The organism is Longivirga aurantiaca, assembly GCF_042660085.1.
Lineage (GTDB): Bacteria > Actinomycetota > Actinomycetes > S36-B12 > CAIYMF01 > Longivirga > Longivirga aurantiaca.
The window spans coordinates 1,039,642-1,061,268 of record NZ_JBHSTI010000008.1; the positions used below are offsets into that span (position 1 = coordinate 1,039,642).

The following is a 21,627-nucleotide window of genomic DNA, read 5'->3' on the forward strand; positions in this document are numbered from 1 at the left end:
GACGCAGACCGACGCACCCGCCCGTCCGATGCTGCGGCCGCAGCGCGATGACGCTGAGCGAGAACCGGGTACGCACGCCCGCTCAGGCCGTGCGACCCTGGAGCCAACATGACTGACTCCTTCATCGACGCCGACGAGCTCACCACCGGCGAGTTCGAGCTCTCCGACCGTGCGGCGCTGCGCCGTGTCGGCGGCCTGTCGACCGAGCTCACCGACGTCACCGAGGTCGAGTACCGGCAGATCCGGCTCGAGCGCGTGGTGCTGGTCGGCGTCTGGACCGAGGGCACCGTGCTCGACGCCGAGCGCAGCCTCGCCGAGCTCGCACGTCTCGCGGAGACCGCCGGCTCGGTCATCGTCGACGGCCTGATCCAGCGCCGCGACCGGCCGGACCCGGCGACGTACATCGGCTCGGGCAAGGCCAAGGAGCTGCGCGACGTCGTCATCGAGCACGGCGCCGACACCGTCATCGCCGACGGCGAGCTCACGCCCGGCCAGCTGCGCCAGCTCGAGGACGTCGTGAAGGTGAAGGTCGTCGACCGCACCTGGCTGATCCTCGACATCTTCGCCCAGCACGCACGCAGCCGGGAGGGCAAGGCGCAGGTCTCGCTCGCACAGATGCAGTACCTCCTTCCGCGCCTGCGCGGCTGGGGCGAGTCGCTCTCCCGCCAGGGCGGTGGCGCCGGAGGCTCCGGCGGCGGCGTCGGCACGCGCGGCCCCGGTGAGACCAAGATCGAGACCGACCGCCGTCGCATCAACACCTCGATGGCCAAGCTGCGCCGCGACATCAAGGAGATGAAGACCGCACGCGACACCCAGCGCGCGGACCGTCGTCGCCACGGTGTGCCGAGCGTCGCGATCGCCGGCTACACCAACGCCGGCAAGTCCAGTCTCCTCAACTGCGTCACGGGCGCGGGTGTCCTCGTCGAGGACTCGCTGTTCGCCACGCTCGACCCGACCGTACGACGTACCCACACGCCGACCGGTCGCGAGTACACGGTCACCGACACGGTCGGCTTCGTCCGCCACCTGCCGCACCAGCTCGTCGAGGCGTTCCGCTCGACGCTCGAGGAGGTGTCGGAGAGCGACCTGATCCTGCACGTGGTCGACGGCAGCGACGACGACCCCGAGGGCCAGATCACCGCCGTGCGCGAGGTGCTCGCGGAGATCGGCGCGCAGCACGTGCCCGAGATCATCGTGATCAACAAGGCCGATGCAGCCGACCCCGAGACCATCGCGCGGCTGCAGCGGCGCGAGCCGCACTCGATCGTCGTCAGCGCCAAGACGGGCGCGGGGATCGAGCAGCTGCTCGGCATGATCGAGCACGACCTGCCGCGCAGCGCCGTCGAGGTCGACGTCGTCGTCCCGTACGAGCGCGGAGACCTCGTGGCCCGCGCGCACAAGGACGGCGAGGTTCTCGGCGTCGACCACACCGAGTCCGGCACCCGGCTGAAGGCGCGCGTGCCGCAGAGCCTGGCCACCGAGCTCGAGGCCGCGGCAGCCTCCGCGTCGTAGCCCGTCCGGGCACCCGGCCGTCGGACGACTCCGGCACCTGCTCTACGGTCGCCCCTGCATCCGCCCCGCGCTCGCGGGGTCACCCGAGCGAGAGGCGCGCACCATGAGCGAGAGCAACGAGACCGCGGCCGAGGCCCAGGTCGAGACCGTCGTCCTGGTCGACGTGGACGGCGACGGCACCGTCGACGCGGTCGTCGTCGTCGAGGACAACGGCGACTCCGTCACCGCGGTCGACCTCGACGGCGACGGGACGATCGACGCCGTCATCACCACGACCGAGGGTGGCGCCACCGTCATCTCGATCGACGAGGACGGCGACGGCACCCCCGACGTCCTGCTCGTCGACGTCGACGGCGACGGCACCATCGATGCGGTCGCGACCCTGGACGAGAACGGCGAGATCGACGAGATCGCCGAGGTCGAGAAGGCCCCGGAGGCCTGATCCACGAACGCCCTGTGGGCCCTGGAACCAGCCGGTTCCAGGGCCCACAGGTCTGTCCGGCGCCGTCGTCGTACGACGGCTACGCGCGGTTCGCGCCGCGTGAGCGCTTCGCGTCGAGGAGCGCCTCGTCCGCGCGGCCCAGGGCCGCGTACAGCTCCTCGCCCGAGCCCATCTCGGCCCATCCTGCGGTCCATCCCCCGCTCGCCGGCAGTGCCGCCGCTGGCCGCTGCCCGCGTACGCGCGCCTCGAGGCTCCGAGCGTCGGCGAGCCGCGAGCCCACCAGCACCAGGGCGAACTCGTCCCCGCCGAAGCGACCGGCGAGATCGCTCTCGCGCAGCGCGCGCTGCCACGCGGCCGAGACGTCCCGCAGCCGCTGGTCGCCGGCGAGGTGCCCGTGCGTGTCGTTGTAGAGCTTGAACTGGTCGAGGTCGACGAGCCCGACGGTCACCGGCACCCCCGAGCGCGCACAGGCCGCGACGAGCGTGGGCGCCATGAGGTCGAGACCGCGGCGGTTGAGCAGCCCGGTGAGGTCGTCGTGCAGCGCCAGATCACGCAGCCGCCGCACGAGTCCCGACACGAGGATCGCGAGGCCCGTGATGACGGCGACGATCATCCAGTAGACCGCGGGCGACGACATCTGGGGGTTGCTGCGCTCGGCCAGCCCGAGCAGCAGGAACGCCAGGGCGAGCGACACCAGGAGCCGGCCGCTGGTCAGGAAGTACGCCGCGAACACGACGTAGCTGGCGAGGCCGAGCCCGATGAGCACCTGCCCCTCGGCGGTCGGGCTCAGCACCACCGCCCCGGCGGCGAGGAGGTACCCCAGGCCGAGGGAGACATCGACGCCGGTGCCGTGGGGGAGCAGGGGCAGCACCCACAGGGTGACGGCGACGAGCAGCAGGAGGACCCCGGCGAGGATCGCCAACGACGCGTCGCTGACCGATGCCTGCACCTCGGCGACGGTGAACCCGAGGCAGAGCACCGCGGCGAGCGCCTGGATCCCGGCGAGGATGCGGAAGGGCGTGCGACGCCGCGTGAGGTGATGGTCGTCGCGTTGGGCGGGACGCCTCGTCCGGATGGAGGGGACACCCGCCCCCTCGGTGGTCATGCGCTCAGGCTACGGAGCGCGCCCGTCTCGTTGCACGCTGCGCAGAGCAGCACTCACCCACGCTTGGATGTGCCCATGCTCACCCTCGCGACGTGGAACGTGCTCGCCCCGGCGTACGCGCTGCCCACCCGGTACGAGGGGGTCCCGTCGGACCTGCTGGAGGCGCCGCACCGCACGCCGCGCGTGCACGCGCGCCTGGAGGCGCTGCTCGACCGGTGCGACGTCGTCGCGGTGCAGGAGGCCGACCTCGACCTGGTCGGGTGGCTGCGCGAGGTCGCGGGCGCGAGCGTGCTGCACGCGCCCCGGCCCTCGTCGGTGGACGGCGTGCTGCTCGCGTCGCGACGGCACCGGCTCGACGGGCTGACCGGTGGCTCGGCCGATCAGCGCCGTACCTGGGCAGCGGCAGAGGTGTCGGGCGTGCTGGTGGTGTCGGTCCACCTCGATCCGGAGTGGCCAGCCAAGCGGCTGCGTGGCGCGGTGCAGGCGGCGCAGCTGGTCACGTGGCTCGACGAGGAGGCCGACGCCCGTGCGGTCGTCATCGCCGGCGACATCAACGCGTCGTGGGACCGGCAGACCGGCGATGCGTTGCGCTGGGGCAGGTTCGACGCTCAGCGGGTAGGTGCCACTGCGGCCACGAACGGGAAGTGCCGTGAGCTGGACGTGATCGCGACCCGGGGGTGCGCGGCGGCCGTGGAGCCGACCGGGCTCCCGCCCGTGGGGACGGCGTACCGGCTGCCCGATCTCGACGTGCCGAGCGACCACGCGCCGCTGCTGGCGACGATCCGGTAGGTCAGCTCAGGGAGGGGGAGCGGTTCGTGGCGAGGAGGTAGTCGTCGTGCGCGGCGCCGACGACGCCCATCGTGCTGAGGTCGGAGGTCCACAGCGCGTAGCCCGGCCACCATCCGCTGGAGGTCAGCGTGCGCACGCGCTCGTTGAGCGCGACCGCGGCGTCGACGTCGAGCCCCGGGAGAACGGCGATGAACTCGTCCCGGCCGGAGCGGGCCATGATCGCCCCGAACGGCAGGGCCGACTGCCAGGCGATGACGGCGCCGTCGATCGCCTCGTCGCCGGCGCGCACGGAGTCGTCGTCGCGCATGTGCTTGACGGGCCGCACCTCGAAGAAGACCACCGCGACGGGTCGGTCGGCGCTCCACGCGCTCTCGGCGACGGCTCGGCCGTCCTGGCGGAGCTTCCTGCCGGACCACACCCCGGTCACCGGGTCGACCTCGTGCACGGGGCTCACCACCATCGAAGAGTAGGCGCTAGGGCATGGACGCCCCAAGGCCTGACGGGGACGTCCCTCGTACGAGTGACCAGCGTCCCGCACGGATCGACGGGGTCGCGCGGCACGGAAGGTGAACGTGAGGAGAACAAGAACCTCGGCAATGGTGACGCAGCAGAATCACTCGACCACGCAGCGTCAGGCCTTGGGACGGAGGCGGCTGCGCTGGGCGTCGACGAGGGCCTCGTCGGCGCGGTCGAGGGCGTCGTACAGGTCCTCGCCGAGGACCGGCGGCGAGGCCGACGCTGAACGCGGCGCTCGTGCGGGCTCGCACCCGGGCGATCACGTCCTCGACCTGCGGGGGAGGACGCTCACGGCGCGATCGGCATGGTTCCTGCCCAGCGGACGCCGGCGACCGGTCAGGTCACTCCGGGTGCGACTCGAGGGCCCGTTCGGCTGCGAAGAGCGACGCGTCGGCTCGCGCGAGGGCGGCGTACAGGTCCTCGCCCGCGTCCCAGGTCTCCAGCCCGATGCTCCACCCCGAGGCGCAGCGCTGGCGGACCCGTTCGACGAGCTCCTGCGCCTGGGCCGGCGTCGAGCCGGGGAGAACCACCGCGAACTCGTCCCCGCCGAACCGCGCCAGCACGTCGCCATGGCGGAGCTCGGCGTTCCAGCAGGCGGCGACGCACCGGAGCTCGTCGTCGCCGGCGAGGTGTCCGTAGAGGTCGTTGAAGCCCTTGAAGTCGTCGAGGTCGAGGATGCCGACGGTGACGCAGCCGCCGCTGCGGCGTGCCGAGGCGCTGACGGCCGGTGCCAGGAGGTCGAGGCCGCGCCGGTTGAAGGCGCCGGTGAGCGAGTCGTGCAGGGCCTGGTCGCGCAGCCTCACCGCGAGCCGCGACACCATCATCGACACGCCCACGAGCGCGAGGCAGATGACGACGTAGTCGACCGCGGTGTCGAGCAGCGGGTTCACGAGCAGGGCGGCGCCGTAGCCCACGACGATCACGACGAGGTGGAGTGCGAGCAGCCGCGGCGGTCGATAGCTCGCCGCGAACACGCCCAGCAGGACCAGCCCGACGCCGATGAGCACCTGGTCCTGGGCCGTCGGCACCACGAGCGCGCCCCCGCTCGCGACCACCGCGCCGAACACGATGCCGACGTCCAGGCCGACGCCCTCCCGGAACCGCGGGGCGACCCAGCGGCTGAGCGCGGAGGCCACCAGCAGGAGCACCCCGGCGGCGACGTCGTACGGGCGCAGGGCGTCATCGGTGCCAGGGATGATGCTGAACAGCAGCGAGACGATCCCGCCGATGAGCCAGATGAGCGAGAGCACGCGGTAGGGGGCCAGCCGCTCGGCCGCCGAGCTCGCTGACGGGTGCGTTGTCTCGAGCGCACGGCCAGGGCCGTCGCCCCGTACCGACATGCCTCCACGTTAGGGCGATGCCCTGGGGGAGTCGCGGCGACGGGGCGTTGTCCATCGTCCTGTGGACGCGCTGCGCGGCGCGTGCCGCCAGGGCTGGTTGGATCAGGGGGTGAGCACCCCCGACGACGCCGACGAGCCCTCCGGCGTCGAGCGTGGCCCGACGGTGACGCGCCCCAAGAAGTCGTCGTCTGCGAACAAGAAGAGCGCCCCCGAAGCCTCGGTGGCCGAGGCGCTGGCAGCGGCCGTGGGCGGGCTCGACGGCGAGGGCGAGGACCGCCCGGGGCAGCTGCAGATGGCCGAGGCGGTCGCCTCCGCGCTCGGTGGCTCCGGTCACCTGCTCGTCCAGGCCGGCACCGGCACCGGCAAGTCGCTCGCCTACCTCGTGCCGGCGATCCTGCACGCGACGTCGCCCGAGCGCCGCGTGGTCGTCGCCACCGCCACCCTGGCGCTGCAGCACCAGCTCGTGAGCCGCGACCTCCCACGCTTGGCGGACGCTCTCGAGCCCGTGCTGGGGCGGCGTCCGACGTACGCCGTGCTCAAGGGACGGCACAACTACCTCTGCCTCGACCGGCTGCACCGCGGGGTGCCGGACGACTCCGACGACGATGCGCTGTTCGCCGCGCCCACCACCGTGCTGGGCAAGCAGGCCAAGGAGCTGCGCGAGTGGTCGGACGACACCGAGACCGGAGACCGCGACGACCTCCCCTTCGCCGTCGACGGGCGCGTGTGGCGCGCGGTGTCGGTGAACGGCCGCGAGTGCGTGGGCGCTGCCAAGTGCTCCTACGGCCAGGAGTGCTTCGCCGAGGCCGCTCGTGCCAAGGCGGTGCAGTCGCAGGTGGTGATCACCAACCACGCGATGCTTGCGATCCACACGCTCGACAACGTGCCCGTGCTGCCCGAGCACGACGCCGTCGTGATCGACGAGGGGCACGAGCTCGTCGACCGCGCGACGGCCGCGGTGTCGTCCGAGCTGTCGGGCCCGCTCGTCGAGCGCGCGGTGCAGCGCTCGCGCCGGCTCATCGAGGCCGACCTCGCCGACCGGCTCGACTTCGCCGCCGAGGCGCTCGGGATCGAGCTCGCGCTCCGCGCCGAGGGGTCGACGTCGTCGATCAGGCTCGAGGAGATCACGGGCTCGCTGCTGCTCGCGCTCGCCTCGGTGCGCGACACCACGCACGCGGCGATCACGGCGTTGAACGGCGCGATGAGCTCGGCGAAGGACGACCCCGAGGCGCTCGCGACCTCCACCCGCGCGCGCGGGCTGCTCACCGAGATCCACGACGTCGCCGGCGCGCTGCTCGAGATGGACGACGAGGACGTCGTGTGGATCGACACCGGCGACCGCCGCGCGCCCGTGCTCAAGCTCGCGCCGCTCTCGGTCGCGGGGCTGCTGCGCACGCAGCTGTTCGACACCTCGCGCGTGGTCGTCACGTCGGCCACGCTGCAGCTCGGCGGCTCGTTCGAGCCCGTCGCACGGTCGTTCGGCCTGCCGCTCGACGGCACGTCGTCCGCCGAGGGTGCCTGGACCGGCCTCGACGTCGGATCGCCGTTCGACCATGCGCGCCAAGGGATCCTGTACGTCGCCACTCGCGTGCCGCCGCCGGGGCGCGGCGGCACCGACGACGCCGCGATGGAGGAGCTGGCCGACCTGATCGGTGCGGCGGGTGGTCGGACCCTGGCGCTGTTCTCGTCGTGGCGCGGCGTCGAGAAGGCCGAGGAGGCGCTCGGCGAGCTGCTGCCCGACCGTCTCCTCGACCGCAAGATCGTGCCGCTCGACGTGCCGGTCTACGTGCAGAGGCGCGGCGACTCCGTGGCCGACCTCGTGTCTCGCTTCTCGGCTCACCCGCGGTCGGTGCTGCTGGGCACGCTCTCGCTCTGGCAGGGCGTCGACGTGCCGGGGGAGGCGTGCCACCTCGTGGTGATCGACCGCATCCCGTTCCCGCGGCCGGACGATCCGCTGGTCGCCGCGCGATCGCGCTTCGCCGAGGAGCACGGGTCGAACGGGTTCACCGCGGTCTCGGTGCCGCGCGCGGCCCTGCTGCTCGCCCAGGGCGTCGGGCGGCTCATCCGTACCTCGTCCGACCGCGGGGTCGTGGCCGTGCTCGACCCGCGGCTCGCGACGTCCGGCTATGGGCCGTACCTGCGCAAGAGCCTGCCGCCGTTCTGGTTCACCACCGACGGTGCGCTCGTCCGCCAGAGCCTGACGCGCCTCGACGAGCTCGCCTCCGGCTGAGCGTCCACCGACCTCTCGCCCGCAGCCGGGTAACCAGGGTGCTCTCTACGACGGATTCGCCACTCAGCCACCGCGCGGGCCCCGAAGCTGGGTAACCAGGGTGCGCTCTACGACGGATTCTCCACTCAGCTATCGCGCGGGCCCCGCAGCCGGGTAGCCAGGGTGCGTTCTACGACGGATTCGCCACTCAGCCAGCACACCCGCGCGCCGGTCGTACGGGGTGCGGGGTACGCCGTCCGGTGGGCGGTCGATCCGAGGCTCGTGCGCGTCAGGTGGTTTGCGCGCTCCGCGACCGGGGAGCACAGGGTCATGCGGTGACGCGTGCTGTCGCCCCGATGAGCAGGAGCAGCCATGACCTACCAGCCCGAGCGCGACGGATTCAGCGTCGCCCGTTCGAACGCCGACACCCAGGACGACCGCCCCGTCGTCGTCGACGACGACGGCACCACCCGCACCGCCGACGACGCGCACCTGGTCGACGACACGCGCACCGATCACGTCGCCAGCGAAAGGCTGGAGACCGACCGCGACGCTGGCCGGCACACTAGGGCGACGGACGCCGAGGATGCCCACACCGTGGTCGCCGGCGACCCGCGCGCCGTCCGTGGCCGCCGTGTCGACACCGTCGCGACGACGATGATGGCGCCCTCTGCCGTCGTCGCCCGCGAGCGTGCAGCGTTCGGCGGCATCAAGTGGGGCTCGGCGTTCTTCGGCTGGCTCAGCGCGATGGGCCTCGCCGTCATCCTCACCGGCCTCGTCGCCGGCGCTGGCACGGCACTCGGCATCGCCAACGACGTGAACGGCTCGGATGTCGTGGGCGACGTGACCCGCGGGAACGCCTCGACCATCGGCGTCGCCGGTGCGATCGCCGTACTTCTGATCATCCTGGTCTCGTACTACGCGGGCGGCTACGTCGCCGGCCGCATGGCCCGCTTCGACGGTGCCCGCCAGGGCCTCGCCGTCTGGCTGTGGTCGATCGTGATCGCCGTCATCGTCGGCGTCGTCGCCCTCGTGGCCGGGAGCCAGTACGACGTGCTCGGCAACCTCAACGTGTTCCCGCGCCTGCCGTTCGGCGACTCCGAGCTGAGCACAGCAGGCGTCATCGCGCTGCTCGCGACGGTCGTGGTCAGCCTGCTCGGCGCCATCCTCGGCGGACTCGCGGGGATGGGCTTCCACCGCAAGGTCGACGCCGTGGCGTTCGACCCCGAGCCCGTGACCGTCTCCGCCTGATCTCGACCGTCGGCTGAGGAGCCGACGGGTCTGGCGACGCGCACGTGGTGGAGGCACCCACTCTCCCGCCGTCCCGTGCAAGCGCCGGATATCCGGACGAGGGCCGTGACCCCGCTCGAGTCACGGTTCTCGTCATGTTTGGCGTCAGCGATTGCGGGCATTGAGCGTCTGCGATTCCGTCGTCTCCCGGGCCGGATTGGGGCCGGGAGACGGCGGGTCCGCAGCTGGTACGCCGCCCGCCGCCGGATCACCAGAGCGCCGGATCACCAGAGCGCGTAGATGGGCCCGACGAGGAAGTACGCCGTCATCCCGATCGTGTTGTTGAAGCCGTGGGCCAGGACCGCCGCCCAGAGGCTGCGGTAGTGCAGGCGGAGCACGGCGAAGAACAGGGCGTCGAGGAAGGTCAGGACGACACCGACCGTGCCCTGCTCGGTGTGGATCAGCGCGAAGAGCGCGGACGACACAAGAACAGCCACCACCACGCCAAGCGCGCCCGGACCGATCGCGTCCGCGATCCGGGTGAGGACGAAGCCGCGGAACGCGAGCTCCTCGCCGACGGCCGCGAGGGTCCACGAGAGCGCGAGCAGCACAGCAAGGCGGGCGACGTCGCCCTCCAGGCTGACGAAGGCCGACACGTCCTGCTGCTCGCCGATCAGGTGCTCGAGCACCGGCATGAACAGCGCGATCACCGCGACCGTCCAGCCGACCGAGAGCGCGAGAACGATCCCGGCAGTCCGCCAGGGATGGTCGAGTCGTCGCATCCCCAGCGTGCTCAGGTGCTCGCGACGTACGAGCAGCGAGACCACCATGACCAGCAGGATCACCAGCGACGGCAGGGCCAGATCCAGGACGACCGCCACCGCGCAGGCCACCACCTCGACGGCAGCGACCCAGCGCCACAGCGTCGAGCACCGTCGCGGCGGATCCGAGGTGAATGCTCCGATGTCGGCGCGCGCAGCGCTCGTGAGTGCGGCCACCGTCCACCCCCAGGCGAGATCCGTTCGGGCCGTCATCGAGGTTAGGACCGTGAGGCGCGCGGTCGCAGCCGAGCGGGCGGGGTGTCAGGCGGCTCACCGACGTGCGGCGCCTGACTGCCCGTGGCGACGGCCGGGCTGCCTCGACGTGCGGTGCGGGTCACGGCCCCGGCAGGCGGCGTACGGGCTGCGAATCCGTCGTCTCCCGGGCCGGTCAGGACCTGGGAGACGACGGATCCACAGATGGTGCGCCGTGCCGACGGTCAGGTGGCGGTGACCTGCGGCGCGTCGACGTGGCCGGCGACAACCTTGGCGTCGTTCGTCACCGCGATGTCGATGCGGCGCGGCTTGGCCTTCTCCGCCACGGGGATCGACACGGTGAGCACGCCATTCTCATAGGTCGCCGAGATGCCGTCGGTGTCGACGCCCTCGCCGAGGGAGAGCTGGCGCATGTAGCTGCCGGTGAAGCGCTCGCTCGCGAGCCACTCGACCGACTCCTCGGTGCGGCCGCTGCGCTCGGCGCGGATGGTGAGCGTGCCGTTGTCCACGTGGACGTCGACGGAGCCCGGGTCGACGCCCGGGAGGTCGGCGTGCAGCACGTAGTGGTCGCCGGACTTGTAGAGGTCCATCGGCATGAAGCGCGGTGCGCGCGGGGAGCCTGCCGGGACTCCGAGCATCTGCTCGGTCAGCCGGTCCAGGTCACGGAACGGGTCGAAACGAAGCACGGCCATGGTGACCTCCTTGGGCGCTGTTCGTGCCACCCCACCACCGCGGTGAGGCGGCTCCGTGCACGGCTCAGATTAGCAGTCGGCACCGGAGAGTGCCAAGTGGTACGACGCCCGCGATCCGATGCGGCACACCAGGTATGGGTCACCGTCTGCCCGATCAGGGGGCCGAGTCGACGCGTTCCGTGCGGCCGTCCGCGTGGTGCCGCATGAGGGGGCCGGCGTCGTCGTTCGGCGCCGTCGTACAGATCTGCTGCCACGAGGATCGATCCCCGGTCGGGCGACCTCGCCGACCTCCTCGTGCTCGGGCGTGAACCAGAACCGAGCATGGCCGGACACCACGAGGCGGGAGGCCTCGTGGTGTCCGGTCCGGGGTGGAGAACTAGAGGCGGCGCAGCACCGCGACGAGCGTGCCGACGCACGGCGACCGGTGAGCGGCTCACGAGGCGGTGGTCGGATCGGCGGCGCGTCCGACCCCTGCGCCCCGCCGGCCGGGGACGGGTCCGCGGTCGTGCGCAGGGGGCGGCGCCGCATCGCGTAGAGGGGGAGATGCGGCGCCGCGTCGGGGACGTCCGAGGACGTCTACATGCTGGCCAGGATGGCCCGCTCGGCCACGTCGGGGCCGCCGGACATCCAGTAGGCGATGCCGGCCCGCTCGGCCACGTCGGGACCGCCGGACAGCACCGGGACGAGCCCTGCGCGCTCGGCCACGTCGGGGCCACCGGACTTCCAGTAGCCCGGCACCGAGGTCTTCGCGAGGATCGCGCGCTCGGCCACGTCGGGGCCGCCGGACAGCACCGGGACGAGCCCTGCGCGCTCGGCCACGTCGGGGCCGCCGGACATCCAGTAGCCCGGCACCGAGGTCTTCGCGAGGATCGCGCGCTCGGCCACGTCGGGACCGCCGGACATGCCGTCATCGAGGGCGGCCGCCAGGGCCATGCGCTCGAGACCGGCGCGCTCCGCGACGTCGACACCGCCGGGGAGCAGGTACTCGATGCCCGCGCGCTCGGCCACGTCGGGTCCGCCCGACATGTCCGTGACGACGGGGATGAGCGTGACAGGCGCCGGCGCCGGAGGCGCGGGCGGCTGGGTCTGGGTCGTCGACATCAGCTGGATCACGATCGCCGCGACCACCATGCCGACGAGGACGACGATGATGAGCCCGACCAGGATCGGGGAGGGACGCGCCGCCGGGGCGGGCGTCGGAGTCGTGCCGACGGGCGGAATCGTCGGGGACACCTCCACCTTGGGGGTGTCCGTGAGCGCGTGCAGCGACGAGATGTCGTCCGGGACGACGGGCTGCTCGTGCAGGGTGTCGAACTCATGCGGGTTCTGCGTGGGAGTACTCATGACGACCTCCCAGGTCGCGACGCCGATTCCCTGGCGTCCAGCTCAAGGATAGATCGCGGCCGAGGTCGTAGCGCGCCGGGCGAGCCCGGGCGCCGGGTGCTGCTGGGGCCCGCCCGACCCGCACGCGCCGAGGGCCGAGAACCAGATCGGTTCACGGCCCTCGGGGTACGAAGCGGGAGGCTTCGTGATCTGTGGACGCCCTGGATGGCGGATGTCGTCGGCGGGACAGGCGTCCGCCATCCGGAGCGGGGAGGTGGGAGCTAGAGGCGGCGCAGCACCGCGACGACCTTGCCGACGATGCGGGCGTGGTCGCCGTCGATGGGGGAGAAGTCCTTGTTGGCCGGCAGCAGCTTCACGTGCCCGTTCTTCTTCTGGAACGTCTTCACGGTGGCCTCGTCGTCGAGCATCGCGGCGACGATGTCGCCGTTGACGGCGTCGGGCTGCGAGCGCACGACCACCCAGTCGCCGTCGCAGATCGCGGCCTCGATCATCGACTCGCCGACGACCTTGAGCAGGAACAGCTCGCCGTCGCCCACGAGCGACTTCGGCAGCGGGAAGACCTCCTCGATCGCCTGCTCGGCGAGGATCGGCCCACCGGCGGCGATGCGGCCGATGACGGGCACGTACGACGCCTCCGGCATCGAGTCGCCGATGCCGGTGACGTCGTGGCTCTCGCTCGGGTCGACGACCTCCATCGCGCGGGGGAGCCGCGGGTCGCGCCGGATGTAGCCCTTCTTCTCCAGCGCCGCGAGCTGATGCGCCACGGACGACGGCGACGTGAGCCCGACCGCCTCGCCGATCTCGCGCATCGACGGCGGGTAGCCGCGCGTCTCGATGGCGGTACGGATCATGTCGAGCACGATCCGCTGGCGGACGGTGAGCCCGTCGGCGTCGGGAAGGCCCTCGGGCACGGGGATCTCGACGACCTTGGGCCGTCCGGCCTTGCGCCGGGGTGCCGGAGTGTCGCTGACTGCCATGGGATTCCCCTTCAGTAGCGGTGGAGCGTGTGGGCCGTGGCCTGGCCCGGCGCCCACCAGCGCCGTCCTGACCGGACTGTCGGACCCCCTCAGCAGACTGCGGAAGCACGGGGAAACGAGCTTCCGAAGCCCCATCGGGCGTCCGGGAGACACGCTAGCCCGTTCGAACACGCGTATCAAACATCTGTACGGAAATGCTCGACACGGCGTGTCTCGGATGCTAGAAATCATACAGACGTTCCGAACACCCGTTCGACCGCTCGACCACCGCTCAGCTCGGTTTCGCACCAGGAGGCAGACATGGCCACGATCTCGATCTCGGCTCCGGCGCTCTACAGCCGCCCGGCATCCCGTACGTCGTCCCCTGTCCGCCTCACCGACCGCGGCCGCCGCCTGGCGCGCACTGCGGTCGTGCTCCTGGCACTGCTCACGGTGCTCGCGTTCGGCCTCGCCGGCCGGATGCCCGCCAGCGCAGGGGATTCCGCGCCTGTCGCGGCCACGACCACGGTCGTCGTGCAGCCCGGCCAGACGCTGTGGGGGATCGCGCAGACCGTCGCGCCGAACGACGACGTCCGCGCCACGATCGAGCGCCTGGTGTCCCTGAACAACCTCGAGGGCACCACGGTCGTCCCCGGCCAGAAGCTCGTCGTCCCCGCGGCCGGCTGATCCCCGTGCGCATCGCCACGGACGACCTCGGCGTGGTCGCGTTCGTGCTGCCGCAGCACGCGAACCGCGAGTTCGACCTGCACGAGTGGCCCGATGGCTCGTTCAGCCTCGAGCTGGTCGACGATTCGGCCGACCAGGCCGCGGAGGCGACGTACGACCTGCGCTCCGCCTGACCCCGATGCCCCGAGACCAGGCGGGCGCAAGCGCCGGCGTTCGGGGCTCTCGCGGGTCGCCGGCCGACGGCTTCCGTGCCTGCCGGCCAGGACGAGCACCAGCCTCTGCGGCTACCGTGGTCGTGAGTGCGTTCCTCCGGGTCCCGCGCTGGGCGGGCTGGACGCATGGGGGTGCTCCATGGTCATCGAACCGTCCATCGCCCCTGCTCCGCAGATCCGTGTCGAGCAGGCACCTCGCGCCGAGCGGCCCACGGCGCCCAACGGGCCGCAGGCGGCATCGGGCACGGGTGGCCGCCGCCTGCGCATCGGCATCATCGCCCCTCCGTGGGTGCCCGTGCCGCCTGTCGGCTACGGAGGCACCGAGCTCGTGGTCGACACCCTCGCGCGCGGCCTCACCGACGACGGCCACCACGTCACCCTCGTGGCCACCGCCGACTCGCAGTGCCCCGTCCACCGGCTGTGGGTGTTCGAGACCGCCCCCACACCGATGAACACCACGGCCGAGGAGCTGCGCCACGTGCAGGGTGCCTACGACGCGCTCGCCGGCGAGGTCGACGTCATCCATGACCACACGGCTGTCGGCCCGCTGTGGGCACGGGCGGCCGGGGTCGGGACCCCCGTCGTCTCGACCGCGCACGGCCCCATCACCGACCTCAACCGGGGCCTCTACGCGCTCACCGGGAAGAGCGCCCGGCTGACAGCCATCTCGCGCCGCCAGCAGGAGCTCGCGTGCGGCCTGCCCTTCCGCGACGTCATCCACCACGGCCTCGACCCCGCCCGCTTCGACCCGGGCCCCGGCGACGGCGGCTACCTCATGTTCGTCGGCCGGATGTCGGCGACGAAGGGCGTGCGCGACGCGGTGCTGATCGCGAAGGGCGCCGGGCTGCCGATCGTCGTGGCGTGCAAGATGCGCGAGGAGGTCGAGCTCGCGTACTTCGACGAGCACGTGCGTCCCCTCGTCGACCGCGACGTCATCCTGCTCGGGGAGCTCGCACCGACCGAGCGCGACGCGCTGCTGAGGAGGGCGGTCGCGCTGGTCAACCCGATCGCATGGGAGGAGCCGTTCGGCCTCGTCATGACCGAGGCGCTCGCCCTCGGCACGCCGGCCATCGTCACCCCGCGCGGCGCGGCGCCCGAGATCATCACCGACGGCGTCACCGGCTTCGTCGTCGACGACGTCGAGCAGGGGATCGCGGCGGTGGCACGCATCGGGGAGATCGACCGGGGGAAGTGCCGGGCAGCGGTCGAGGGCTACTTCTCGATGCGCCGCATGGTGTCGGAGTACGAAGCCCTGTACGCCGACGTCATCGCGAAGCACGCGGTGGCGGTGCCGTGAGCGCGGGCTGGTTCGAGCCGCTCAGCACGCCGGCGGCCGCGACCGACCAGTCGTCGAACGTGACGCTGGTCGAGGGCTCGAGCTTCAGCCTGAGCACCGGCGTCGGCAACATCGTGCCCGGTGGCACGTTCGGCCTCTACGTCCGCGACCTGCGGGTGCTGTCGCAGTGGATCCTCGAGGTCGACGGCGAACGGCTGGAGCCCTTGTCGCACATCCAGTCCGACCTGTTCCAGGCCTCGTTCGTCACGATGGTGAAGCCCTCGACCGGTGCCACCGAGAGCACGCTCGTCCTGGTGCGCGAGCGCGAGGTCGGCGACGGGATGCGCGAGAGGATCACCCTGCGCAGCTTCAACCCCGAGGCCACCGCGGTCGCGCTCGAGCTGCACGTCGGCGTCGACTTCGCGGGCCTCTTCGAGGTCAAGCTGGGTCGGGCGCTCACCCGTCACCACCACCTCCAGGCCTCCTGCGACGCCACGTCGCTGCAGTTCCGCGCCGACCGCTCCGAGCAGGCGACCACCGTGAACGTCGTCGTCGACGACGACCCCGGCCCAGCCGCGGCGACGAGGAGGCTGTCGCCCGGACGGATCCTCTGGAACGTCGTCATCCCGGCGCGCGGCGAGTGGAGCACCACGCTGTCGGTCGAGCCGGTGATCCGCGGCGTCCGGCTGGCGCCGGCGGTGCACGACGAGTCGAGCACCGAGTCGCTGGCGGCGTCGCGCGCTCGGATGTGGCGCGAGTCGTCGCCCGACCTCGAGACGCCCGACGACGACCTCGAGCGCACGCTGCGCACGAGCGTCGCCGACCTCGGCTCGCTGCGGATCTTCGACGTCGACCACCCCACCCGCGCGATCCCGGCCGCAGGCGCCCCGTGGTTCATGGCGCTGTTCGGCCGCGACAGCCTGCTCACCTCGTGGATGGCGCTGCCGCTCGACCCGTCGCTCGCGCTGGGCACCGTCCAGGCGCTCGCCGAGGCGCAGGGGGAGGCGGTGAACCCGCTGACCGACGAGCAGCCCGGCCGGATCCTGCACGAGCGCCGCTACGGCACGTCGGTCACCGACGTCCACGGCGACGGCGAGCACCTCTACTACGGCACCGCCGACGCCACCCCGCTGTTCGTGATGCTCGTGGGCGAGATGCTCCGCTGGGGCATCCCGGAGCGGAAGCTGGCCGACGTGCTCCCGGCTGTCGACCGCGCGCTCGACTGGGTCGCGACGTACGGCGACGCCGACGGTGACGGCTTCGTCGAGTACCGCCGCGGCACCGACCACGGGCTGCGCAACCAGGGCTGGAAGGACTCCTTCGACGGCATCAACTTCGCCGGCGGGCGCCTGGCCGAGCCGCCGATCGCGCTCTGCGAGGTGCAGGCCTACGTCTACGGCGCCTACCTCGCGCGTGCCCACATCGCCCGCGAGCAGGGCGACGACGCCACCCGGGAGCGCTACTCCGACCTGGCCGGCGCCCTCAAGCGCCGGTTCAACGACACCTACTGGCTGCCCGAGCGGGGCTGGTACGCCGTGGCCCTCGACGGTGACAAGGCGCCCGTCGACTCCCTCGCCTCCAACATGGGCCACTGCCTCTGGACCGGCATCGTCGACGAGGACAAGGCGGCATCGGTGGTCGGGCACCTGATGAGCCCGGAGATGTTCACCGGCTGGGGCGTGCGCACCCTCGCGACCACGATGGGCGCCTACAACCCGCTCGGCTACCACAACGGCAGCGTGTGGCCGCACGACAACGCGATCATCGCCGCCGGCATGGCCCGCTACGGCTTCGTCGAGGAGGCGCAGGCGGTCGCCATCGGCATCCTCGACGCCGCAGCGAGCTTCGGGGGCCGGCTGCCCGAGCTCTTCTGCGGCTTCGACCGCACCGAGTACGCCGCCCCGGTGCCGTTCCCGACGTCCTGCTCCCCGCAGGCCTGGGCCGCGGCCTCGCCGCTGATGCTCATGCGGTCGCTGTTCCGGCTCGAGCCGTCGGTGTCCAAGGGGCAGGTGCGGGTCGCTCCGATCCTGCCCGCGCGCTACCTGCCCATGTCGCTGCGCAACATCATCATCGGCGGCTCCCGCGTGACCCTCTCGACCGACGGCTCGACCGTGGCGCTCGACGGCCTCCCGGAGGGCGTGAGGGCCACCGAGGTGCCGAGGGCCCCCCTCTCCTCGCTGCACGAGCACTGACCCGTGCCCGGGGGTGCGCGACCACCGGATCTAGGGGCACGGCGTACGGCGCGGCACCAGATGGTGGGGTCGCGACACGCCGACGACACGCCGACCCCGGCCCCGATTTCGACCGGGCCAACGGCACGCGAACGGGTCGAAAACCCAGCAATCTCAGGCGTGTCGCGCACCCGCCCACGACGACCAAGATCACGCCCGGAAACCGGCCGCGGCGAGCCTTGCGGACTGTCGGAGGTGGGGTCTACGGTTCCCCTACATCTAGTAGTTACACCGCTGTAAGTCATCCACAGGTAGTGGTTGCCGGGTCAACAGGTTGCGAACACCTTGCCCCCAGCTTCTCCACAGATCCGTGCACAGGCAGCCAGCAAACCGGGTCAAACCGGACACGAAGAACCCCCGAACATCCGCACCACGGCACCGCTGCGCACAGCCCGAGAAGACCGGGCCCACGACGAGAGGGAAGGAGGCGGCCACGATGCACTGCCCGTTCTGCCGCCACACCGACTCCCGCGTCGTCGACTCCCGCAGCGACGGCGACGGCACGAGCATCCGCCGTCGCCGGCAGTGCCCGGAATGCGGCAAGCGCTTCACCACGGCCGAGACGGTCACGCTCACGGTCGTGAAGCGCAACGGCGTCACCGAGCCGTTCAGCCGCGCCAAGGTCGCCAGCGGCGTCCGCAAGGCGTGCCAGGGCCGTCCGGTGAGCGAGGACGACCTCGCGCTGCTGGCCCAGGCGGTGGAGGAGGCCGTCCGCGCGAGCGGGTGCGCCGAGATCGGCAGCCACGACGTCGGCCTCGCGATCCTCGGCCCGCTGCGCGACCTCGACGAGATCGCCTACCTGCGGTTCGCGAGCGTCTACCGGGCGTACGAGGGCCTCGAGGACTTCGAGGCCGAGATCGCCCTCCTGCGCGCCGAGCGAGAGCTCGGGCCCGATCTTCGCACCGGCCGCCGAGAGGCCGCCGGACGCGAGCGCGACCGTGCTGACGAGCTCAGCACCACCTCGCCCTGATCCGCGTTTCAGGGCCCCCACCAGAACCACGGCTCCTTCCCCTGCCGGTACGACCGCGCACGACCTGAAAGACCAGCAGGACCGCATACAGGAAGACCGCGAGAACACAGCAGTTCCAGGGCATATGGGCACTGCACCAGACGTTGAACAAGCAGGACTCGAACAAGCTCCCCACGGGGGATCGAGCCGGTCAGTGGAGGAACGCATGACGGAGACGACGGGCGCCAAGGCGTCGAAGAAGGCAGCAACCCCCAGGGTCGCGGGCCTCACCATCGACCGGATCTACACGACGCCGGGCGTGCACCCGTACGACGAGGTCACCTGGGAGCACCGCGACGTGGTGCAGACCAACTGGAAGACCGGCGAGACCGTCTTCGAGCAGCGCGCGGTGGAGTTCCCCGACTTCTGGTCGGTCAACGCCTCCACGATCGTCACCACGAAGTACTTCCGCGGCGCGGTCGGCACCGACCAGCGCGAGCGGAGCCTGCGCCAGCTCATCGACCGCGTCGTGCTCACCTACACCAAGGCGGGCAAGGACTACGGCTACTTCCTCACCGAGGAGGACGCCACCGTCTTCGAGCACGAGCTCACCTGGATGCTGCTGCACCAGGTCTTCAGCTTCAACAGCCCGGTGTGGTTCAACGTCGGTACGACGAGCCCGCAGCAGGTCAGCGCCTGCTTCATCCTGAGCGTCGACGACACGATGGACTCGATCCTCAACTGGTACCGCGAGGAGGGCCTGATCTTCAAGGGCGGCTCCGGCGCCGGCCTCAACCTCTCCCGCATCCGCTCGAGCAAGGAGCTGCTGCACTCCGGCGGCACCGCGAGCGGCCCGGTCTCCTTCATGCGCGGCGCCGACGCCAGCGCCGGCACCATCAAGAGCGGCGGCGCCACGCGTCGTGCGGCCAAGATGGTCGTGCTCGACGTGGACCACCCCGACATCGAGGAGTTCATCGAGACCAAGGCGAGCGAGGAGCGCAAGATCCGCGTGCTCCGCGACGCCGGCTTCGACATGGACCTCGGCGGCAAGGACATCACCTCCGTCCAGTACCAGAACGCCAACAACTCGGTCCGCGTGACCGACGAGTTCATGCGCGCGGTCGAGGAGGGCACCGAGTTCGGCCTGCGTGCCCGCTCCACCGGCGAGATCATCGAGACCGTCGACGCGAAGTCGCTGTTCGAGAAGATCTGCAAGGCCGCGTGGGAGTGCGCCGACCCGGGCATCCAGTACGACGGCACCATCAACGACTGGCACACCAACCCCGAGACGGGCCGCATCACCGCGAGCAACCCATGCTCGGAGTACATGAGCCTCGACAACAGCTCGTGCAACCTCGCGAGCCTCAACCTGCTGAAGTTCCTCAAGGACGACGACACCTTCGACGCCGTCACCTTCGGCAAGGCCGTCGACCTCATCATCACGGCGATGGACATCTCGATCTGCTTCGCGGACTTCCCGACCGAGCCGATCGGCGACACCACCCGCAAGTACCGCCAGCTCGGCATCGGCTTCGCCAACCTCGGCGCGCTGCTCATGGCGACCGGCCTGCCCTACGACAGCGACGGCGGCCGCGCGCTCGCCGGCGCGATCACGAGCCTCATGACGGGCCGCGCCTACAAGCGCTCCGCCGAGCTCGCGGGCATCGTCGGCGCGTACGAGGGCTACGCCCGCAACGCCGACGCCCACAAGCGCGTCATGCGCAAGCACGCCGCGGCCACCGACGGCGTCCGCAACGTGACGAGCCTGGACGCCGACGTCCTCAAGATCGCGCAGAAGGCGTGGGAGGACGGCATCAAGATCGGCGAGAAGAACGGCTGGCGCAACGCGCAGGCCTCGGTGCTCGCGCCCACCGGCACCATCGGCTTCATGATGGACTGCGACACCACCGGCATCGAGCCCGACTTCTCGCTGGTGAAGTTCAAGAAGCTCGTCGGCGGCGGCTCGATGCAGATCGTCAACCAGACGATCCCGCGGGCGCTGCGCAAGCTCGGCTACACCGAGGAGACGGTCGAGGCGATCGTCGAGTACATCGCCGACAAGGGCCACGTCGTCGACGCGCCCGGCCTCAAGACCGAGCACTACCCGGTGTTCGACTGCGCGATGGGCGAGCGCTCGATCACGCCCATGGGCCACGTGCGGATGATGGCGGCCTGCCAGCCGTTCCTCTCGGGCGCGATCTCCAAGACGGTGAACATGCCGGAGGAGGCCACGGTCGAGGAGATCGAGGAGGTCTACTTCCAGAGCTGGAAGATGGGCATCAAGGCCCTCGCGATCTACCGCGACAACTGCAAGGTCGGCCAGCCGCTCTCGGACGGCAAGTCGACCAAGGCCGACAACGGCGTGGCCGCCTCGGCCGCTCCTGCGACGGTCGTCGAGTACCGCCCCGTCCGCAAGCGGCTCCCCAAGAAGCGCCCGTCCTCGACGGTCTCCTTCTCGGTCGGCGGTGCCGAGGGCTACATGACCGCCGGCTCCTACCCGGACGACGGCCTGGGCGAGGTCTTCCTCAAGCTCGGCAAGCAGGGCTCGACGCTCGCCGGCGTGATGGACGCCTTCTCGATCGCGATCTCGATCGCGCTGCAGTACGGCGTGCCGCTCGAGGCCTACGTCTCGAAGTTCGTCAACATGCGCTTCGAGCCGGCCGGTCTCACCGACGACCCCGACATCCGCATGGCGCAGTCGATGATGGACTACATCTTCCGCCGCCTCGCGCTGGACTACCTGCCCTACGAGAAGCGCTCGGCCCTCGGCATCTTCACAGCCGACGAGCGTGCCGAGCAGGTCGCCGGCTCGTACAACACCCCGGCCCCGGCCGCCGAGATCGCCGCGGCCGTGACCGAGGAGCTCGAGACCCTCGCGCAGTCGGCGCCGACCTCGGCCCCGTCGGTGTCGTCGGACGACGCCGCTCTCGGTGCGATCGCAGCACCGAAGGAGGCCCACTCCTCGGCCGAGCTGCTCGAGGTCATCACCGGCAAGGCCTCGGACGCGCCGCTCTGCATGACCTGCGGAATCAAGATGCGCCCGGCCGGCAGCTGCTACGTCTGCGAGGGCTGCGGCTCGACCAGCGGCTGCAGCTGATGTCGT

Annotated in this window: 18 protein-coding genes; 11 read left to right on the top strand and 7 right to left on the bottom strand. The window is 71.5% G+C overall.

Features of this window, described 5'->3' with window-relative positions:
* Window positions 1–108: 108 nt before the first annotated feature.
* Together hflX and ACFQGU_RS08920 are read left to right on the top strand one after the other, a co-directional pair.
* Window positions 109–1,512 (top strand): GTPase HflX, encoded by a 1,404-nt coding sequence (gene hflX / locus ACFQGU_RS08915; protein WP_386765807.1) that lies wholly within the window; start codon window positions 109–111, stop codon window positions 1,510–1,512.
* 103 nt (window positions 1,513–1,615) lie between these two features.
* Window positions 1,616–1,954, top strand: a complete 339-nt coding sequence (locus ACFQGU_RS08920) for an FG-GAP repeat domain-containing protein (protein WP_386765809.1) — start codon at window positions 1,616–1,618, stop codon at window positions 1,952–1,954.
* A 79-nt stretch (window positions 1,955–2,033) separates the two neighbouring features.
* Here ACFQGU_RS08920 and ACFQGU_RS08925 read toward each other — a convergent pair whose 3' ends face one another.
* Window positions 2,034–3,059 carry a GGDEF domain-containing protein gene (locus ACFQGU_RS08925; RefSeq protein WP_386765811.1) on the bottom strand — a complete coding sequence of 342 codons (1,026 nt, stop codon included), beginning with the start codon at window positions 3,057–3,059 and terminating at the stop codon, window positions 2,034–2,036.
* Between the two features lie 75 nt (window positions 3,060–3,134).
* Here ACFQGU_RS08925 and ACFQGU_RS08930 point away from each other — a divergent pair, with 75 nt between their 5' ends.
* Window positions 3,135–3,848: an endonuclease/exonuclease/phosphatase family protein gene (locus ACFQGU_RS08930; protein ID WP_386765813.1), complete on the top strand. Its 714-nt coding sequence runs from the start codon at window positions 3,135–3,137 to the stop codon at window positions 3,846–3,848.
* A 1-nt stretch (window position 3,849) separates the two neighbouring features.
* Here ACFQGU_RS08930 and ACFQGU_RS08935 read toward each other — a convergent pair whose 3' ends face one another.
* Together ACFQGU_RS08935 and ACFQGU_RS08940 are read right to left on the bottom strand one after the other, a co-directional pair.
* A complete protein-coding gene (locus tag ACFQGU_RS08935) occupies window positions 3,850–4,302 on the bottom strand; it encodes a diguanylate cyclase domain-containing protein (RefSeq protein WP_386765815.1) in 453 nt (150 codons plus the stop codon).
* Window positions 4,303–4,705: 403 nt separating this feature from the next.
* Window positions 4,706–5,704 (bottom strand): GGDEF domain-containing protein, encoded by a 999-nt coding sequence (locus ACFQGU_RS08940; RefSeq protein ID WP_386765817.1) that lies wholly within the window; start codon window positions 5,702–5,704, stop codon window positions 4,706–4,708.
* Between the two features lie 109 nt (window positions 5,705–5,813).
* Between ACFQGU_RS08940 and ACFQGU_RS08945 the strand changes: the two genes are divergently transcribed.
* The gene (locus ACFQGU_RS08945; protein ID WP_386765819.1) at window positions 5,814–7,934 is read left to right on the top strand and encodes an ATP-dependent DNA helicase; all 2,121 of its coding nucleotides are present in this window, start codon (window positions 5,814–5,816) and stop codon (window positions 7,932–7,934) included.
* A 351-nt stretch (window positions 7,935–8,285) separates the two neighbouring features.
* On the top strand, window positions 8,286–9,164 hold the full coding sequence (locus ACFQGU_RS08950; RefSeq protein ID WP_386765821.1) for a hypothetical protein: 879 nt from the start codon (window positions 8,286–8,288) through the stop codon (window positions 9,162–9,164).
* Window positions 9,165–9,427: 263 nt separating this feature from the next.
* Here the strand turns inward: ACFQGU_RS08950 and ACFQGU_RS08955 are convergent, their stop codons facing one another.
* The 4 genes from ACFQGU_RS08955 to lexA all read right to left on the bottom strand — a co-directional run bounded on the left by ACFQGU_RS08955 (window position 9,428) and on the right by lexA (window position 13,190).
* Window positions 9,428–10,177 carry a CPBP family intramembrane glutamic endopeptidase gene (locus tag ACFQGU_RS08955; RefSeq protein WP_386765823.1) on the bottom strand — a complete coding sequence of 250 codons (750 nt, stop codon included), beginning with the start codon at window positions 10,175–10,177 and terminating at the stop codon, window positions 9,428–9,430.
* Between the two features lie 224 nt (window positions 10,178–10,401).
* A complete protein-coding gene (locus ACFQGU_RS08960; protein ID WP_386768217.1) occupies window positions 10,402–10,863 on the bottom strand; it encodes an Hsp20/alpha crystallin family protein in 462 nt (153 codons plus the stop codon).
* 582 nt (window positions 10,864–11,445) lie between these two features.
* Window positions 11,446–12,213: a hypothetical protein gene (locus ACFQGU_RS08965; protein ID WP_386765825.1), complete on the bottom strand. Its 768-nt coding sequence runs from the start codon at window positions 12,211–12,213 to the stop codon at window positions 11,446–11,448.
* Between the two features lie 260 nt (window positions 12,214–12,473).
* Window positions 12,474–13,190, bottom strand: a complete 717-nt coding sequence (gene lexA, locus ACFQGU_RS08970; RefSeq protein WP_386765827.1) for a transcriptional repressor LexA — start codon at window positions 13,188–13,190, stop codon at window positions 12,474–12,476.
* 300 nt (window positions 13,191–13,490) lie between these two features.
* Between lexA and ACFQGU_RS08975 the strand changes: the two genes are divergently transcribed.
* From ACFQGU_RS08975 to ACFQGU_RS09000, 6 genes are all read left to right on the top strand, one after another.
* Entirely contained in the window at window positions 13,491–13,856 is a 366-nt protein-coding gene (locus ACFQGU_RS08975; RefSeq protein WP_386765829.1) for a LysM peptidoglycan-binding domain-containing protein, read from the top strand.
* Between the two features lie 5 nt (window positions 13,857–13,861).
* Window positions 13,862–14,029: a hypothetical protein gene (locus ACFQGU_RS08980; RefSeq protein WP_386765831.1), complete on the top strand. Its 168-nt coding sequence runs from the start codon at window positions 13,862–13,864 to the stop codon at window positions 14,027–14,029.
* Window positions 14,030–14,207: 178 nt separating this feature from the next.
* Complete coding sequence (locus ACFQGU_RS08985) at window positions 14,208–15,365, top strand: glycosyltransferase family 4 protein (protein ID WP_386765833.1); 1,158 nt, start codon at window positions 14,208–14,210, stop codon at window positions 15,363–15,365.
* Window positions 15,362–17,536: an amylo-alpha-1,6-glucosidase gene (locus ACFQGU_RS08990; RefSeq protein WP_386765835.1), complete on the top strand. Its 2,175-nt coding sequence runs from the start codon at window positions 15,362–15,364 to the stop codon at window positions 17,534–17,536. Before ACFQGU_RS08985 ends, ACFQGU_RS08990 begins: the two co-directional genes overlap by 4 nt.
* Before the next feature lie 475 nt (window positions 17,537–18,011).
* Window positions 18,012–18,545 carry a transcriptional regulator NrdR gene (gene nrdR / locus ACFQGU_RS08995; protein ID WP_386765837.1) on the top strand — a complete coding sequence of 178 codons (534 nt, stop codon included), beginning with the start codon at window positions 18,012–18,014 and terminating at the stop codon, window positions 18,543–18,545.
* 205 nt (window positions 18,546–18,750) lie between these two features.
* The gene (locus ACFQGU_RS09000; protein ID WP_386765839.1) at window positions 18,751–21,621 is read left to right on the top strand and encodes a vitamin B12-dependent ribonucleotide reductase; all 2,871 of its coding nucleotides are present in this window, start codon (window positions 18,751–18,753) and stop codon (window positions 21,619–21,621) included.
* Window positions 21,622–21,627: the final 6 nt, after the last annotated feature.